Consider the following 15977-nt stretch of genomic DNA (forward strand, 5'->3'; position numbering starts at 1 on the left):
CGCGGCTGATCTGTTCGGTGGTGCCGGCCACCTGATGGGCGGTGGCGCTCATCTCCTGGGAGGAAGCCGAGAGACCCTGGGCGGCGTCGGCGACCTGCAGGGCCGAGGCGCGAATGCGCCCGACCAGTTCGCGCAGGCTGGCGCTCACCTGGTTGAGGCAGGCGGCGAAATCCTCGGTTTCATCGGCGAGCAGGTTGCGGCGCAGACGCACCGGCCGGCTCAGATCGCCCTGGCTGAGGCGCTCGGCGGCGGCGTTGATGACGCGCAGGTTGCTGGTGAAGGCGCGGGAAAAAATCCAGCCCAGCAGCAACCCGATGGTCAGCGCGCCGGCGGTGGACACCAACTGCTGCCATTCTTCGGCAACCCCGAGCAACGGCACGAGATAATCCAGGGCGACGATGCTGCCCACCACGAGGATGAAGCCGAGGATGAATTTATTGACGATTTCGATGCGCATCAGGTTGCTCCTTGCCCTGGACCAGTTCCCGCCTCCTCCGGGCCGAGGCGCAGGAAAACGCGCTCGGCCGGATTGAGGATGGAAAAAAGCTCGCGGCTTTCGCCGATAAGGGTTTCCGCGCGGCCCAGCACCAGCACCCCGCCCGGCGGCAGGCAGGCGGCCAGGGTCCGCAGCACCCGCTCCTGCTCGGCGCGGGAAAAATAGATCAACACATTGCGGCAGAGAATCAGATCGGCTTGGCCGGGACCCTGATCGGCGAGGACATTGTGCTCCTCGAAACTCACCTGGCGGCGGATCTGCTCGTGCAGCCTCCAACGCCCGCCCTCGGCGCTGAAATAGCGCTCGCGCCATCCCTGGGGCAGACTGCCCAGGCGCGCCGGCTCGTAGAGCCCTTCGCGCGCCCGCGCCAGCACCGCCGGCGAAATATCGGCGGCGCGGATGCTGTATTTCATGCGCGGCGGCACCAGCTGATCGAGGAGCAGCGCCAGGGAATAGGGCTCCTCGCCGCCGGCGCAGCCCAGGCTCCAGGCGCGCAGCTCGCGGCAGCCCCGCAGGCGCAGACGGCGGAACAGCTCGGGCAGCACCTGGCGGTGGAGCAGCTCGAAGGTGCTCGGATTACGAAAAAACTGGGACACCTGGATGCTCAGGGCCGCAATCAGCGCATCGACTTCCGCATCGCTGCGCACCAGCAGCTCCAGATAGGGGCGCGGCTCGGGAAAGCCCTTGGCGCGCACCCGGGCGGCGATGCGGCGGCGGATGCAGCCGTCCTTGTACATGCCGAGATCAAAACCGCGCCGCCGCAGCAGGATCTGGCGCACCTCGGCGAAGGTCGCCTCGTCCACGTCCTCCCCGAGAAAATGGGGGGCACAGCGCGATGGCAGGGGATCGGAAAAAAGCAGACTCATGGCCTCGCTGAAAAGGGATTCGTTATAAGCAACCCATTTTCAAGCAATTTTCAGGCCGAAACTCAAATCGATGGGGGCGGGGATTGAACCAGGGACAAAGGACCGGGGACCAAGGGCGATTTTCACGAAAAATGATCGAAGCCGCGGCGCGGCAGGGGGCAGGGGCGACCCAGGGCGTCGACAAGCAGCAATCCGTCCTCTTGCGGCAGGATGCGGCCGATTTGCGTCACCGGCACCCCGTCGGCGGCCAAGGCGGCGACGGCGGCGGCGCACTGGGGGGGCGAGGTGAAGAGCAGTTCGTAATCCTCGCCCCCGGCGAGGGCGAGATCCAGCAGGGCGGGCTCGGCCGTCAGGGCGTCGCGAAACAGGGAACTGAGCGGCAGGGCGTCGCGTTCGACCCGCGCGCCGACGACGGAACTGTCAAGAATATGACCTAGATCCGCCAAGAGCCCGTCGGAAACGTCGATCATCGCGGTCGCCAGCCCCTGGACGGCCAGGGCGCGGCCCAGGGCGACGCGGGCACTCGGGTCCAGGTGGCGCGCCGCCAAGGCGGGCGCGGGACGGCCTCCGGCAAGCAATTCGCGCAGAGCCAAGGCGCTGTCGCCGAGGCGGCCCGACACCCAGAGCAGGTCGCCGGGACGCGCTCCCTGGCGGGTCAGCAACTCGCCCTCGGGCACGCGGCCCTGCACGGTGACGCTGATGAACCAGGGGCCCGGCGAGCGGCAGGTATCGCCGCCGGCCAGCACCGCCCCGTACTCGGCGCAGGCTTCGAGCACCCCGTCGGCGAAGGCGTCCAGATCCTCGACGGCGACGCCCCCCGGAATGCCCAGGCCCAGGTAGAGGCTCGCGGGCTTGCCGCCCATGGCGGCGACATCGCTGACGTTGACGCTCACGCTCTTGCGCCCCAGGGTGCGCGGATCGCTCCACGCCCGGCGGAAATGCACATCCTCGATGAGCAGATCGGTGCTGGTGAGCAGCAGCTCGCCGGGTGCCGGACGGCTGGCCGCGCAATCGTCGCCGATGCCCAGCACCAGATCCGCGCACGACTCGGCGCGCTGCCGGACGCGGGCGATAAAGCCAAATTCGCCGATCTCGGCCAGCTTCATGGCATCTCGACCAGGGCCGCCTTGAGCACGTCGTCCATGGTGCGCACCGCAATCAGCCTGACCTTCTTGCGCAGATGCGTCGGGATATCCTCGAGATCCTTTTCGTTGCGCCAGGGCAAAAGCACCGTGCCGACATGGTGACGCACCGCCGCGAGCACCTTCTCCTTGAGCCCGCCGATGGGCAGCACCTTGCCGCGCAGGGTCAGCTCGCCGGTCATGGCCACGTCCTTGCTCACCGGCCGCTTGGTCAGGGCCGAGATCAGGGCGACGGCCATGGTCACCCCGGCCGAGGGGCCGTCCTTGGGAATGGCGCCGGCGGGCACGTGGACGTGAATGTCATGGGTCTCGAAGAATGTCGGGTCGATGCCCAGCTCCTCGGCCCGCGACCGGGCGTAGGACAGCGCCGCCTGGGCGCTTTCCTTCATGACCTCGCCGAGATGGCCGGTCAGGGTCAGCCCCCCCTTGCCCTTCATGGTGTTGACCTCGACATAAAGCACGTCGCCGCCGACTTCCGTCCAGGCCAGGCCGGTGGCCACCCCCACCTCGTGCTCGGCGCGTTCCTCCTCGGGCAGAAAACGCGGCGGCCCCAGGTAGCGCTCCACGGCGCTCTCGCTGACCTGCACCGAGGTTTTCTGGCGCCCCTCGGCGAATCGGCGCGCCGCCTTGCGGCAGATGCCGCCGATCTCGCGTTCGAGATTGCGCAGGCCGGCCTCGGCGGTGTACTCGGTGATCAGCCGCAGCAGCGCCGCCCGCGAGAAGCGGATCTGGCCGGTCTTGAGGCCGTTGGCCTCGCGCTGGCGGGGGATGAGGTAGCGCTCGGCGATGTGCAGCTTCTCCTCGGCGGTGTAGCCCGAGAGGCGGATCACCTCCATGCGGTCCTTGAGGGCCGAGGGCACCGGGTCCATGATGTTGGCCGTGGCGATGAACATCACGTTGGACAGATCGAAGGCCAGGTTGATGTAGTGATCGGAAAAGGCGTGGTTCTGCTCGGGATCGAGCACCTCGAGGAGCGCCGAGGAGGGATCGCCGCGAAAATCCATGCCCAGCTTGTCGATCTCGTCGAGCATGAACACCGGGTTGTTGGTGCCGGCCTGCTTGAGCCCCTGGATGATGCGCCCGGGCAGGGCGCCGACGTAGGTGCGGCGATGGCCGCGGATTTCGGCCTCGTCGCGCATGCCGCCCAGGGAGATGCGCACGAACTTGCGCCCCAGGGCGCGGGCGATGGACTTGCCGAGGCTGGTCTTGCCCACGCCGGGGGGGCCGACGAAGCACAGAATCGGCCCCTTCATATCCTTCTTGAGCTTGCGCACGGCGAGAAACTCGAGGATGCGCTCCTTGATTTTCTCCAGGTTGTAGTGATCCTCGTCGAGGACCTCATGGGCCTTGACGAGGTTGAGGTTGTCGCGGGTGGTTTTTTTCCAGGGCAGCTCCACCAGCCAGTCGAGATAGGTGCGCTGCATGGAGTATTCGGCCGATTCGGCGTGCATGGTCTCCAGGCGCCGCAGCTGCTTGTCGGCCTCCTCGCGCGCCTCCTTGGGCAGGCCGGCCTTCTCGAGCTTCTCGCGCAGCTCGGCGACGTCCTGGGCGCGCGGGTCGGCATCGCCCAATTCACTCTGGATGGCGCGCAGCTGCTCGCGCAGGAAATACTCGCGCTGGCTCTTGCCCATCTCCTCCTTGGCCTGGGTCTGGATGTCGGCCTGCATGGCGAGCAGTTCCAGCTCGCGGGCGAGGATGTCCTTGACGCGCCGCAGCCGCGCCAGGGGATCGATGATTTCGATGACCTCCTGGGCCTCGGCGACCTTCAAGCCGATGTTGCTGGCGACGACGTCGGCGAGGCTGCCGGCGTCCTCCATGTTCTCGACCACCACCAGCACCTCGGGCGAAATGCCCTTGCCCAGGCTCACCGCCTGGCTGAGCTGGTTGCGCACCGTGCGCATCAGCGCCTCGATTTCAAGTGTCGGCGCCAGGGGCGGCTCCTCGATGCGCTCGACGCTCACGCGGAAGTAGGGATCCTCGGCGACATAACCCGCGAGGCGAGCCTTGGCCAAGCCCTGCACGAGAATCTTCACCCGCCCGTCGGGCATCTTGAGCATGCGCATGATCATGGCGACGGTGCCAACGGTGTAAATGTCCTCGGTACCGGGCTCTTCCTCGCCGAATTCCTTCTGCGCGGCGAGCATGATCAGGCGATCGCCGGCCAGGGCCGCCTCCACGGCGGCGACGGATTTTTCACGACCGACGAAAAGGGGCAGGATCATGTAGGGAAAGACCACCACGTCGCGCACCGGCAGCAGCGGCAGGCTTGCGGGGATGATCAGGTCGTGGTTGACGGCAGCGTTTTCCAAAGAATCCTCCAGGCGGCGCAACGCCGCGAAAATGTCAGTATTGCCTTCAAGTTAATCGCTGTACGGCGGCTGTCAAGCCGGGCAAAGCCTCTCGCACCATACCCGAGAAATCGCGCTGCTGTCCAGACGACCGTCGCGCCTTCAGCACCCGGTCCAATAGAACCCGCGCTCGTGCCAGGCGCGGGAATCGCCGCTGAAGGCGCGCTCGCGAAAATCGATCCCGCCGGCGGCATCGAGGCGCAGCAGGGTCGAGCAACGCGTGCCGTAGTCGGCACTGCGGATGAAGCGCGAGGAGAGGGTGCGTTCCCACTCCAGGCCGACGCCGGTGTCGGGCAACTCCGCGTCGGCGGGGCGGCTCTGGTCGCCGAGCAGGGCGAAGAGCTCCGCCGCCGAGGGAGCAGGGTTCCCGCCGGCAAGCAGCCCCGCCAGTTCGGTACGCGCCCCGCGCAGCTTGGGCCAGGGGGTGTCGAGCAGGGCGTTGCTCAGGCCGTGAATGCCCGGGCCGAGACGCAAGACTCCCCGCGGGTCGCGGTTGGAGAAATACCAGGCCGCGGCGCCCTCGCCCAGCAGCAGATTGAAGCCGGGAAATTCGTCCGCCTCGGCCGCCAGGCCGGCAAGAAAATCCCGGGGGTCGCACTCGCCCAGGAGAAAGTCACGCACCATCCAGCCACGCGACCGGCGGCCGGGCTGGATGTCCCGGGGATTACGCACATTGGTCACCGCCGCCCAGCGCCCCGCGTGCGTCACCCCCAGCCAGGTGCCGCCCCCCTGCAGATCACGCCCCGCCAGCATCCCGGGGCTCTCGGTCCAGAAACCCGCGGGCGCCGTGGGCCGCCGATAGAATTCATCGCGATTGGCGGCCAGCACCAGGGGCAGCTCGGGATGGGCATGAAGGGACAGGACGATGAGACACATAGGCCGCTCAGGATAAGGGTTTGCGCGCGACAATCCCCGCCAGGCTGCCGCCCTTGCTCGAGGGTTCGAGGCCTTCCTCGTGGAGCAGCACCTCCCAACCGGGGAAAAGGCGCGGCAATTCGCCAACCTCCAACACAAAGTCGGCATTGGGCGCCTCGCCGGGAAAATCCCCGGCGCGACTGAAGGTACGCAGCACCGCCACCCCGCCGGGGCGCACCGCCTCGCGCAGGGCCGGCAGCAGGGAGCGTTGCAGATAGAAGAAATCGAGGACCACGGCGTAGCACGCGCGCCCCAGATCGGGCAGGGTCTCCAGGTCGCAGCGGCGTACGTCGAGGGTCAGATTGCGTCGCCGTGCCTCGGCGCGCAATTGCCTGAGGCCTTCCTCGGCCAGATCCAGGGCGGTCACGGCAAAGCCCTGCTCCGCCAGGTAGAGGGCATTGCGCCCGCGCCCGCAGGCCAGATCCAGCAGCGGCCCGACGGGCAGCAGCGGCCGAATGCGCAGCAGCCAGGGGTCGGGCTGCCAGGGATCCTGGGCACGCTCCTGCCAGCGCTCATTCCATTTGACGGCATCTTCGTTCATGGGTCGGCATGTCCTTGGTGGCGGATATCACGGCGGCTTGGCTCCACACCCCAGGCGGAGCAGAGCGAGTTCATCGTCCCTTTTCTTCCGACGCCCGTCAAGAGCGGCGACACCACGGCCCGCGCTACCGCCCTAAGAGACCTCGGCATTCCGCTGGAATTGTTCGCGCCTCGGCCTGGGTTCTGCTAATCTGGGACGGCAGTTTCACCTGGACCTCGACGGGAGCCTGTGCCGTGCGTTGCCTGCTTCTTGCCCTGACCATTCTGCTGATGGCCGCCTGCGCCCCACGACCCGGGGGGATCGCCGACCTCGAGCGCTATCCCCAGATGGCGGCGGCCTATCTCGATCCGGCGCGTGCCCAGGTTCCCCTGGTCGGTGCCGCAACCCAGCAGGGGCTCGACGAGGACTTCAACCAGCGCTTCTTCGCCCCCTGGCGGCAAGAGCGCGCCGGCCTGTCCGCGGCCCAGGCCTTCTGGGGCCTTGCCTCCTACGGCGGCCGCCAGGGCTACGCGGAGAATCTTCAGCCCCTGGACGCGCAACGCTGGACGCGCCTGGTCGCGAGCCTCAACCAGGACGCCTATCCCAGCCTCGCCCGCCCGGCGATCAGCGTGCGCAACAGCGCCCTGCGGGTGTTTCCCAGCCAGAGGCCCTTTTTCCTCGACCCGCGCCGGCCCGGCGAGGGCTATCCCTTTGATTATTTCCAGAATTCCGCCCTCTGGGCCGGCACGCCCCTGTTCGTCACCCACGTCTCCGCCGACGGCGCCTGGTACTTCGTCGAGGCGGGCCTGGCCGCGGGCTGGCTGCCGGCCCTGGATCTGGCCTGGACCGACGATGAGTTCCGTCGCGCCTACCAGACCGGCCGCTACGCGGCCCTGCTGCGCGACGACCTGAGCCTGTTTGACGACCAGGGCGCGTTTCTCGTGCAAAGCCACATCGGCGCGCTCTTTCCCCTCGCCGCCGAGGAGGCGCAGACCCTGAGGGTGCTCGTCCCGGTGCGCGATGCCGACGGCCAGGCCCGGATGCGCGCCTCCCTGGTGTCCACGCGGGACGCCGCGGTCAAGCCCTTGCCCCTGGCGCCCGCGCGGATTGCCCGGGTGGCCGACGCCATGGCCGGCCAGCTCTACGGCTGGGGCGGACTTTACGAAAACCGCGACTGCTCGGCCTTTCTTCATGATGTGTTCACGCCCTTCGGCGTCTGGCTGCCGCGCAATTCCAGCGCCCAGGCCAAGACCGGTACCTTCATCGATCTTAAAGACCGCTCGCCCGCCGAAAAGCGCGCGATCCTGCTACGCGAGGGCCGTCCCTTCTACTCCCTGGTATGGCTGCGGGGACACACCGCCCTCTATCTCGGCCCCGACCTCGAGAGCGGCGCGCCCTTGCTCCTGCACAACCTCTGGGCGGCACGCACCCATGACTGGCGCGGCCGCGAGGGTCGCGCCCCGGTCGGCCGCCTGGCGGTCACCAGCCTGCATCCCGGCGAGGAGCGCCGGGACGTGCGACGCAACGGATTTCTCGAACGGATCCTGGGGATAACCCTGCTGCCGGGCGTGGAGGAGAGATAAGGGGAAAATTGGAGGACTACGCGCCTTACTCAGGCCGCCAGGGTTTTTAGTCTTTGCAGGGTATCGGGATATTTTCTGACCAGCAGAATCAGTGCCGCCGCTTGATCATTGGGCTTGGATCGGCCCTGTTCCCATTTTTCCAGGGTGCGTGGCGAAATGTGCAGTTCGCGGGCGAAGACGGCCCGTGACAGGTTCAACGCCTCCCGGGTTTGCCGGATCAAAGCGGGAGTGATCGCCAAGGGCGCCGGTTCCCGTACCTCATAATGGCGCAAGGTAATCTTTCCGCTTTGATGTTGCTGAATCTCGGTGATGGCTTCGGTCAACTCTTGGAAAAGATTTCGTTTTTTCATTTGCTCAATACCTCCACCAGTTTCCGGAGAGCCGCCACTTCTCCTGGACTCAAGTCCGCGACCTCGTTTTTTGCATAAAGGGTCAACAGGTAAATATGACTCTTGCGGACCTGCCAGTAATAAATGACTCTCAGCCCTCCTCGTTTTCCCTTGCCGACCGCGCTCCATCTGAGCTTTCGCAACCCGCCACTTCCCCTGACCAGAACGCCGGCTTCGGGATTTTCCGCAAGAAACAGCTGAAGCGCACGCAACTCCTCCTCGGAGAGATAATTCGTCAGGTGTCGGCGAAAGATGTTGGATTCAATGAACAGCATTTCAAATATACTCCCCCGGCGTACATTTTTCAAATCTCAAGGACAACTCATCCCTGAATAACTACAGCGGGAGTCCGTCACAGACATCCCGCTGCAATACAATTCCTCGCTGCAATACTTTTGTAAATCAGGCCTGCGGCCCGGCGGCGGTGAAGTCGAAATCCTCGCCGTCCTGGATGTATTTCTTGAAGTTCTCGATGAACATCCCCGCCAGTTTGTGCGCGGTCTGATCGAAGGACTCGGGATCGGGCCAGGCGTTGCGGGGGTTGAGCAGGGTGCTGTCGACGCCGGGCAGGCTTTTGGGGATGTGCAGGCGAAACCAGCGGGTGCGGTCGAACTCGGCCTGCTCGATGCTGCCGTCGAGAATCGCGTTGATGCAGGCGCGGGTCGCCTTGATGCTCATGCGCCGGCCGACCCCGTAGCCGCCCCCCGCCCAGCCGGTGTTGACCAGGTAGGCGTTGACGCCGTCCTTCTCCATCTTCTCGCCGAGCAGCCGAGCGTAAACGGTCGGATGCAGAGGCAGAAACGCCTCGCCGAAGCAGGCCGAGAAGGTCGCCTGGGGCTCGGTGACGCCGCGCTCGGTGCCCGCCACCTTGGCGGTGTAGCCGGAGAGAAAATAGTACATAGCCTGCTCCTTGGTCAGCTTGGAGACCGGCGGCAGCACGCCGAAGGCGTCGCAGGTGAGAAAGATGATGTTCCGGGGATGGGCGGCCTTGAGGCTCGCCTCATGGTTGGCGATGTGCTCGATGGGATAGCTGACCCGGGTGTTCTCGGTCTTGGCGCGACTGTCGAAATCGATGACGTCGTCGTCGTCGGCCACCACGTTCTCGAGCAGGGCGTTGCGCTGGATGGCGTTGTAGATCTCCGGCTCGCTCTCGGCACTGAGGTTGATGCACTTAGCGTAACAGCCGCCCTCGAAATTGAAGATGCCGTCGTCGTCCCAGCCGTGCTCGTCGTCGCCGATGAGCTTGCGCGCCGCGTCCGTCGACAAGGTAGTCTTGCCGGTGCCGGAGAGCCCGAAGAACAGGGCCACGTCGCCGTCCTTGCCGACGTTGGCCGAACAGTGCATGGAGAGAATCCCCTGCAGCGGCAGCCAGTAGTTCATCATGGTGAAGATGCCCTTCTTCATCTCCCCGCCGTACCAGGTGCCGCCGATGATGGCGACGTTTTTTTCAATATTGAAGGCGATGAAGACCTCGGAATTGAGGCCGTGGCGCTCCCAGTTCTTGTTCACCAGGTTACTGGCGTTGTAGACGGTGAAGTCGGGGGCGAAGGCGGCGAGATCGGCCGCGCCGGGACGGATGAACATGTTCTTGACGAAGTGCGACTGCCAGGCGAACTCGGTGACGAAGCGCACGGATTTGCGGGTTTTTTCGTTGGAACCGCAGAAGCCGTCGGTGACGTAGAGATCCTTGCCGGACAAATAATCAAGCACCTCGGCCTGGAGTTCGTCGAAAACCTCCGGCGCCATGGCGACGTTGACCTTGCCCCAGGCGATGTGCTCGAAGGACGGCTTCTGATGGACGAAATACTTGTCCTTGGGCGAGCGGCCGGTGAACTTGCCGGTGTCGACCATCATGGTGCCGTTCCTGGACACCCGCCCTTCGCGGTTGTTCAACTCATGGGCGAACAACTCGTCGTAACCGAGATTGTGATACACCTTGCCGACGCTGCTTAATCCCAGATCCTTGGCCTGAATCATACCTTCACCTTTGCTTGAGAGATGGATTCGCGGGGTGTGCGGAGGGTTCCCCTTTAACAAATTTATTCAAAATAAAAAAGAAAAATTCCTTCCCGCTCCGCTTCACGGCGGGGCGCAGGTGTTGCCGGGCACCCGGATCCAGCCGCGGAATAAGGGAAAAATTAAGAGGTGGCGGCCCTGGAGCCGGTGCGAATTCCGGCCCTTTCCGCTTTAAAACAGGGTCTTTTTATTGTATAGTTCAGTTTTTAATTGGATCAAAGATTTTCGCTGTCCCGCAATCGCCGGCCGGCTCTTGCGGACCGCGGTACCACAACGACCGACGACCACTGCGTAAACCGCCAACCGCACAACGCCAACAGGGTTGAAGCGACCCCCACCAAGGAGGAGCCGACGGCATGAGCTACGATGTTCCCAGAAACGACAAGCTGCTGAAATGGGTAGAGGAAATGGCCGCCCTGTGCGAGCCGGAAAAAATCCACTGGTGCGACGGCTCACAGGAAGAGTATGACAGCCTCTGCGAGCTGCTGGTCAAGGCCGGAACCTTCCGCAAGCTCAACCCGGAAAAGCGTCCCAACAGCTACCTCGCCTGGTCCGATCCCATCGACGTGGCGCGCGTCGAGGACCGCACCTTCATCTGCAGCATCTCCAAGAACGACGCCGGCCCCACCAACAATTGGATGCACCCCAAGGAGATGAAGGAAAAGCTCCAGGGCCTGTTCAAGGGCTGCATGAAGGGGCGCACCATGTACGTCATTCCCTTCAGCATGGGACCGCTCGGCTCGCCCATCGCCAAGATCGGCGTGGAGATCTCCGACTCGCCCTACGTGGTGATCAACATGCGCATCATGGCGCGCATGGGCAAGGCGGTGCTCGACGTGCTCGGCAACGGCGACTTCATCCCCTGCATGCACTCCATCGGCGCGCCCCTGGAGCCCGGCCAAAAGGACAGCGCCTGGCCGTGCAACGCCGAGAAATACATCGTGCACTTCCCCGAGGAACGCTCCATCTGGTCCTTCGGCTCGGGCTACGGCGGCAACGCCCTGCTCGGCAAGAAGTGCCTGGCCCTGCGCATCGCCTCCAAGATCGGCAAGGACGAGGGCTGGCTGGCCGAGCACATGCTGATTCTCGGCGTGGAGTCGCCCGACGGCGAGAAGACCTATGTCGGCGCCGCCTTCCCCAGCGCCTGCGGCAAGACCAACTTCGCCATGCTCATTCCGCCCAAGACCTTCTCGGACAAGGGCTGGAAGGTAACCACCATCGGCGACGACATCGCCTGGATCAAGCCCGGCCCCGACGGCAAGATCTACGCCATCAACCCCGAGTACGGCTACTTCGGCGTGGCGCCGGGCACCAACGCCAAGACCAATCCCAACGCCATGGCCTCCTGCGCGGCCAACACCATCTTCACCAACGTGGCCCTGACCGAGGACGGCGACGTCTGGTGGGAAGGCATGACCGACGAGCCGCCGGCCAAGCTCACCGACTGGCAGGGCAATCCCTGGACTCCCGACTGCGGCCGCCCCGCCGCGCACCCCAACGCGCGCTTCACCTCCCCGGCCTCCCAGTGCCCGTCCATCGACCCGGACTGGGAAAACCCCAAGGGCGTGCCCATTTCCGCCTTCATTTTCGGCGGCCGGCGCAAGAACACCATCCCCCTGGTCTACCAGTCCTTCAACTGGAGCTACGGCGTCTATCTCGCCGCCACCATGGGCTCGGAAACCACGGCGGCCGCCGTCGGCGCGACCGGCAACGTGCGCCGCGATCCCTTCGCCATGCTGCCCTTCTGCGGCTACCACATGGCCGATTATTTCAGCCACTGGCTGCAGTTCGGCCGCACCATCGCGCGACCGCCGCGCATCTTCAGCGTCAACTGGTTCCTCAAGGATGACAAGGGCAAGTTCGTCTGGCCGGGCTACGGCGAGAACATGCGCGTGCTCAAGTGGATCGTCGAGCGCGTCACCGGCCGCACCGGCGCCGTGGAAAGCCCCCTGGGCTGGATGCCGCGCTACCAGGATATCGCCTGGGAGGGCCTCGACATCAGCCGCGAGAAGTTCCACGAGATGATGGCCGTGGACCGCGATCAGTGGAAGGAAGAGCTGGTGGCCCACGAGGAGCTCTTCATGAAGCTCTTCGACCGCATGCCCAAGGAGTTTCTGCACATCAAGGAACTGATCACCTCGAGCCTGTGGCGCTCGCCGGAGCACTGGGAGCAGATCGGCGACGTGCATCCCGAGGGCTGGAACGAATAACCGTTCGCCGGGCGTTGGATGAAAAAGCGGGGCGGCTCTCCCAGGGGCCGCCCCGCTTTGCTTTTATCCTCTGCCCTGCTTCAGCCGCCGGCGCGCCCGCGAAGGTGCGCCACCAACTGCCAGATCTGCTCCTCGGCCAGATGCGGCCCCCAGGCCGGCATCACCGAGCCGCGCGAGCGAAACGGCTCGGCGTTCTTACCCGTTTCGATGCGCCAGTAAAGGTAGGCGGGGTCGCGGGTCCGATAGGCGGCGGCGGTGAAGTCCATGGCCGGCGGCTGGAAAAAGTCGGCGCGTCCGCTGCGCCCCTCGGCGGGCGAACCATGGCAGGAGGCGCATTTCCGGCGAAACAGGTCGGCGCCGGCGGCGCGATGGGTGGGATCCTCGAGAAAACCGCGCGGCGGCTGGCGCTCGGGATAGGCGGGCGGACGCTCGCCACAGGCGGCGAGGAGCAGTGCGAGAAAAAGCAAAGCGGCCACCCGTAGGGGCGGATTGCATCCGCCCTGGGCGCACGTCGGTGCGCCCCTACGGCGTTCAGGATTGGCTGGTGGTGCGAGATACATAGCCGACCATTCATGTAGGGGCGCGGCGCTGCCTCGCCCAGGGCGACCCAGCGGGTCGCCCCTGCGTTGGTCGGCGTCGTGCATTTTGCCCCTCAAGCCGCCTTGCGCCATCCCACCCCCCAGCGGCGCAGATCCTCGAGAATCCCCGTCACGACTTGGGGCAGGGCCTCGCGCACCGGGGCCGTCATTTCCAGGCGCATTTCGATGCTCTGCGGCTGCACGCCCCAGAGCAGGATCTCACCGGGCAGATAGCCGTGCAACTCGGCCACCGCCAGCAGATCCTTGAGCCCCATCTGGTGCACCGAAAGCTTGGAGGCGAAGGCGCGCGGCACCTCCTCGCCCTCCAGGCGAAAGATGGTGCCGGGCTTGGCCCGCATGTCCACCGCATCGACCAGCAGCAGCCGCGCGATCCCTTCCAGGCGCGGCAGCAGATCCAGACCCAGGGTGCCGCCGTCGAGCAGGGTCACACCCTCGTCAAACACGTAGGCCTGCTGCAAGTGCTCGATGAGCCGACCGCCGAAGGCGTCGTCGCTCATGAGCAGGTTGCCCAGGCCCAGCACCAGAATCCCCATCACAGATCCTTGGGATTGATGTACTTGTAGCCGCTGAACATGCTGCTCACCGTGCCGTTGAGCTCCTTGACGTCCATCAGCCAGGCGCTGTAGACGTGGTTGATGACGAAGCCGATGATCAGCCACATCACCAGATGGTGCCCGAGGCGCAGCCACTGGGCATCGAAGGATACCAGCAGCCAGCCCAGCCCCACATTCCAGAAGCTGCCCGGCTCATACATGCCGTAAAGGGCGAAACCGCTCAGGATCTGGAACAGGTAGAGGCCGAACACCACCGCGTAGGCGGTGCAGGCCAGGGCGTTGTGCCCGACCTCGTAGGGGATTTCCTTGCCGGTGAAGGTGTAGTAGCGAAAGAACTTGAGGGCGTTGGCGCGCCCTTTCTTTGTCGCCCAGGGAAAGAACATGCGCCAGGAGCCGTACTGGTTGCCGATGATGAACCAGATGCAGCGGATGATGAAGCTGATGAGGAACAGATAGGCGAAGGCAAAATGCAAAAAGCGCATCCAGCCCATGATCCAGGCGCCCTCGCCGGCGTGAAAGAAGGGATGGCCAATGTAGAAGCCGGTAAAGGAGAGCGCGACGATGCTCACCACGTTGAGCCAATGGCACAGGCGCACCGGGAATTCCCACACATAGCGTATTTCGAGCATAAATCCTCCGCGAGCCCGCAACGGGCAGATCCACCTACAGCGCCTTAACCTTGACGATCTCGTTGCCCTTGCCATCGAGCACGTGCACCGCGCAGGCCAGGCAGGGGTCGAAGGAGTGGATGGTGCGCAGAATCTCCAGGGGCTTCTCGGGATCGGCGATGGGCGTGCCGATCAGCGCCGACTCGTAGGGGCCCATGAGGTTGCCGGCGCAGCGCGGCCCGGCGTTCCAGGTCGAGGGGACCACCGCCTGGAAGTTGGCGATGGCGCCCTTCTCGATGCGAATCCAGTGACCCAGGGCGCCGCGCGGCGCCTCGTGATAGCCGAAACCCAGGGCTTCGGCCGGCCAGGTGGAGGGGTGCCATTTGTCGCCGTTGTGCACCTCGAGGATGCCGCGCCCCATGTTGTCGGCCAACTGATCGAGCCACAATTCGGCTTTTTGCGCCAGCAGCAGGGTTTCGATGCCGCGCGCGGCGGTGCGCCCCAGGGTCGAGAACAGCACCTCGGGGCCGACACCGAGCTTGTTCAGCACGAAATGGGCCGCCGCCTGCACGTCCTGGTGCCCGGCGGCATAGGATACCAGCACCCGCGCCAGGGGCCCCACCTCCATGGGCTGGCCGTCGTAGCGCGGCGCCTTGACCCAGGAATACTTGGCGTCGGTGTCGAGCCAGTCGTAGGGCGGCTTGGGCCCGGTGTAGCGATGGGTGGTCTCGCCCTGCCAGGGATGCAGCCCGCGGTCGTCGCCGCCGGCGTAGCTGTACCAGGAATGGCTGACGTGCTCGGTGATCTTCTGCTGGTCGACGGGCAGCACGCGGCTCAGATCGCGTCCGATGATCATGCCCTGGGGAAAATAGTAGCTCTCCGGTCCGCCGCCGGCGTGCATGGGAAAATCGCCGAAGCACAGGTAGTTGCCCACCCCGCCGCCGATGGCCGCCCAGTCGGTGTAGAAGGAGGCCACCGCCAGCAAGTCGGGGATGTAGACCTGCTCGGTGAAGGCGCGCGCCAGGCGGAACAGGCGACGCAACTGGGCGATGCGGTCGGCGTTGATGGCGTTCTGGCTGTCGGGGTCGACGGGAATCGACATGCCGCCCACCAGGAAGGTCTGGGGATGGGGATTCTTCGAGCCGAGGATGGCGTGGATCTTGATGATCTCGCGCTGGATGTCCAGGGCCTCCAGGTAATGGGCGAGCGCCAGGAGATTGGCCTCGGGCGGCAGCTTGTAGGCGCTGTGCCCCCAGTAGGCGTTCTGGAAGGGCCCCAGCCGCCCGGTGCCGGCGAAGGCCTTGACCCGCTCCTGGATGCCGCGGAAATACTCGCTGCTCGATTTGGGGTAATCGGAAAGGGACTGGGCGAGCTTGGAGGTCGCGGCAGGGTCGGCCGAAAGCGCGCTGACGATGTCCACCCAGTCGAGGGCGTGCAGGTGATAGAAATGAACGATGTGGTCCTGCACGTTCTGCGCGGCCATGATCAGGTTGCGGATCAGCCGCGCGTTGTCGGGAATCTGGATCTTGAGGGCATCTTCCACGCAACGGATGCTGGCCATGGAATGCACCGTGGTGCAGACCCCGCAGAAGCGCTGGGTGAAGTGATGGGCGTCGCGCGGGTCGCGGCCCTTGAGGATGGTCTCGATGCCGCGAAAGGCGGTGGAGGAGCTCCAGGCATTGACGATGCGGCCGTTCTCGATCTGCGCCTCGATGCGCAGATGGCCCTCGA

14 protein-coding genes and 1 pseudogene are annotated in these 15977 nt (G+C 65.3%); 2 read left to right on the top strand and 13 right to left on the bottom strand.

Going from position 1 to position 15977, the window contains the following annotated elements:
- From QAT43_RS09015 to QAT43_RS09040, 6 genes and pseudogenes are all read right to left on the bottom strand, one after another.
- A pseudogene (locus QAT43_RS09015) lies at window positions 1–457 on the bottom strand (methyl-accepting chemotaxis protein); the annotation flags it as partial.
- A complete protein-coding gene (locus QAT43_RS09020; RefSeq protein WP_305042731.1) occupies window positions 457–1362 on the bottom strand; it encodes a CheR family methyltransferase in 906 nt (301 codons plus the stop codon). The pseudogene QAT43_RS09015 and the gene QAT43_RS09020, both read right to left, overlap by 1 nt.
- A gap of 122 nt (window positions 1363–1484) precedes the next feature.
- A complete protein-coding gene (gene thiL, locus QAT43_RS09025; RefSeq protein ID WP_305042732.1) occupies window positions 1485–2468 on the bottom strand; it encodes a thiamine-phosphate kinase in 984 nt (327 codons plus the stop codon).
- Window positions 2465–4834 (bottom strand): endopeptidase La, encoded by a 2370-nt coding sequence (lon, locus tag QAT43_RS09030; RefSeq protein WP_442900229.1) that lies wholly within the window; start codon window positions 4832–4834, stop codon window positions 2465–2467. The genes thiL and lon overlap by 4 nt, the downstream gene beginning before the upstream one ends.
- 120 nt (window positions 4835–4954) lie before the next feature.
- Entirely contained in the window at window positions 4955–5728 is a 774-nt protein-coding gene (locus QAT43_RS09035) for an NRDE family protein (RefSeq protein WP_305042734.1), read from the bottom strand.
- A gap of 7 nt (window positions 5729–5735) precedes the next feature.
- Complete coding sequence (locus QAT43_RS09040) at window positions 5736–6308, bottom strand: class I SAM-dependent methyltransferase (RefSeq protein WP_305042735.1); 573 nt, start codon at window positions 6306–6308, stop codon at window positions 5736–5738.
- Window positions 6309–6541: 233 nt separating this feature from the next.
- Here QAT43_RS09040 and QAT43_RS09045 point away from each other — a divergent pair, with 233 nt between their 5' ends.
- Window positions 6542–7870 carry an NlpC/P60 family N-terminal domain-containing protein gene (locus QAT43_RS09045; RefSeq protein WP_305042736.1) on the top strand — a complete coding sequence of 443 codons (1329 nt, stop codon included), beginning with the start codon at window positions 6542–6544 and terminating at the stop codon, window positions 7868–7870.
- Between the two features lie 29 nt (window positions 7871–7899).
- Here the strand turns inward: QAT43_RS09045 and QAT43_RS09050 are convergent, their stop codons facing one another.
- The 3 genes from QAT43_RS09050 to pckA form a co-directional block, all read right to left on the bottom strand.
- Window positions 7900–8220 (bottom strand): helix-turn-helix domain-containing protein, encoded by a 321-nt coding sequence (locus QAT43_RS09050; RefSeq protein ID WP_305042737.1) that lies wholly within the window; start codon window positions 8218–8220, stop codon window positions 7900–7902.
- The gene (locus tag QAT43_RS09055) at window positions 8217–8534 is read right to left on the bottom strand and encodes a type II toxin-antitoxin system RelE/ParE family toxin (protein WP_305042738.1); all 318 of its coding nucleotides are present in this window, start codon (window positions 8532–8534) and stop codon (window positions 8217–8219) included. Before QAT43_RS09055 ends, QAT43_RS09050 begins: the two co-directional genes overlap by 4 nt.
- 127 nt (window positions 8535–8661) lie before the next feature.
- Window positions 8662–10236: a phosphoenolpyruvate carboxykinase (ATP) gene (gene pckA / locus QAT43_RS09060; RefSeq protein WP_305042739.1), complete on the bottom strand. Its 1575-nt coding sequence runs from the start codon at window positions 10234–10236 to the stop codon at window positions 8662–8664.
- Window positions 10237–10631: 395 nt separating this feature from the next.
- Here pckA and QAT43_RS09065 point away from each other — a divergent pair, with 395 nt between their 5' ends.
- Complete coding sequence (locus tag QAT43_RS09065; RefSeq protein ID WP_305042740.1) at window positions 10632–12485, top strand: phosphoenolpyruvate carboxykinase (GTP); 1854 nt, start codon at window positions 10632–10634, stop codon at window positions 12483–12485.
- 80 nt (window positions 12486–12565) lie between these two features.
- Here the strand turns inward: QAT43_RS09065 and QAT43_RS09070 are convergent, their stop codons facing one another.
- The 4 genes from QAT43_RS09070 to QAT43_RS09085 all read right to left on the bottom strand — a co-directional run.
- On the bottom strand, window positions 12566–12952 hold the full coding sequence (locus QAT43_RS09070) for a c-type cytochrome (RefSeq protein WP_305042741.1): 387 nt from the start codon (window positions 12950–12952) through the stop codon (window positions 12566–12568).
- Between the two features lie 185 nt (window positions 12953–13137).
- Window positions 13138–13617, bottom strand: coding sequence for a HyaD/HybD family hydrogenase maturation endopeptidase (locus QAT43_RS09075; RefSeq protein WP_305042742.1), 480 nt, complete (start codon window positions 13615–13617; stop codon window positions 13138–13140).
- Window positions 13617–14267: a Ni/Fe-hydrogenase, b-type cytochrome subunit gene (gene cybH / locus QAT43_RS09080; RefSeq protein ID WP_305042743.1), complete on the bottom strand. Its 651-nt coding sequence runs from the start codon at window positions 14265–14267 to the stop codon at window positions 13617–13619. The genes QAT43_RS09075 and cybH overlap by 1 nt, the downstream gene beginning before the upstream one ends.
- 34 nt (window positions 14268–14301) lie before the next feature.
- Window positions 14302–15977 (bottom strand): nickel-dependent hydrogenase large subunit (locus tag QAT43_RS09085; protein WP_305042744.1); only part of this gene is annotated, 1676 nt, incomplete at its 5' end.

It is taken from the genome of Geoalkalibacter sp. (assembly GCF_030604225.1).
Taxonomy (GTDB): Bacteria; Desulfobacterota; Desulfuromonadia; order Desulfuromonadales; family Geoalkalibacteraceae; genus Geoalkalibacter.

Coding starts and splice junctions, on each gene's coding strand:
- QAT43_RS09020 (WP_305042731.1), bottom strand. CDS start 1,362: ATGAGTCTGCTTTTTTCCGATCCCCTGCCATCGCGCTGTGCCCCCCAT.
- thiL (WP_305042732.1), bottom strand. CDS start 2,468: ATGAAGCTGGCCGAGATCGGCGAATTTGGCTTTATCGCCCGCGTCCGG.
- QAT43_RS09035 (WP_305042734.1), bottom strand. CDS start 5,728: ATGTGTCTCATCGTCCTGTCCCTTCATGCCCATCCCGAGCTGCCCCTG.
- QAT43_RS09040 (WP_305042735.1), bottom strand. CDS start 6,308: ATGAACGAAGATGCCGTCAAATGGAATGAGCGCTGGCAGGAGCGTGCC.
- QAT43_RS09050 (WP_305042737.1), bottom strand. CDS start 8,220: ATGAAAAAACGAAATCTTTTCCAAGAGTTGACCGAAGCCATCACCGAG.
- QAT43_RS09055 (WP_305042738.1), bottom strand. CDS start 8,534: ATGCTGTTCATTGAATCCAACATCTTTCGCCGACACCTGACGAATTAT.
- pckA (WP_305042739.1), bottom strand. CDS start 10,236: ATGATTCAGGCCAAGGATCTGGGATTAAGCAGCGTCGGCAAGGTGTAT.
- QAT43_RS09065 (WP_305042740.1), top strand. CDS start 10,632: ATGAGCTACGATGTTCCCAGAAACGACAAGCTGCTGAAATGGGTAGAG.
- QAT43_RS09075 (WP_305042742.1), bottom strand. CDS start 13,617: ATGGGGATTCTGGTGCTGGGCCTGGGCAACCTGCTCATGAGCGACGAC.
- cybH (WP_305042743.1), bottom strand. CDS start 14,267: ATGCTCGAAATACGCTATGTGTGGGAATTCCCGGTGCGCCTGTGCCAT.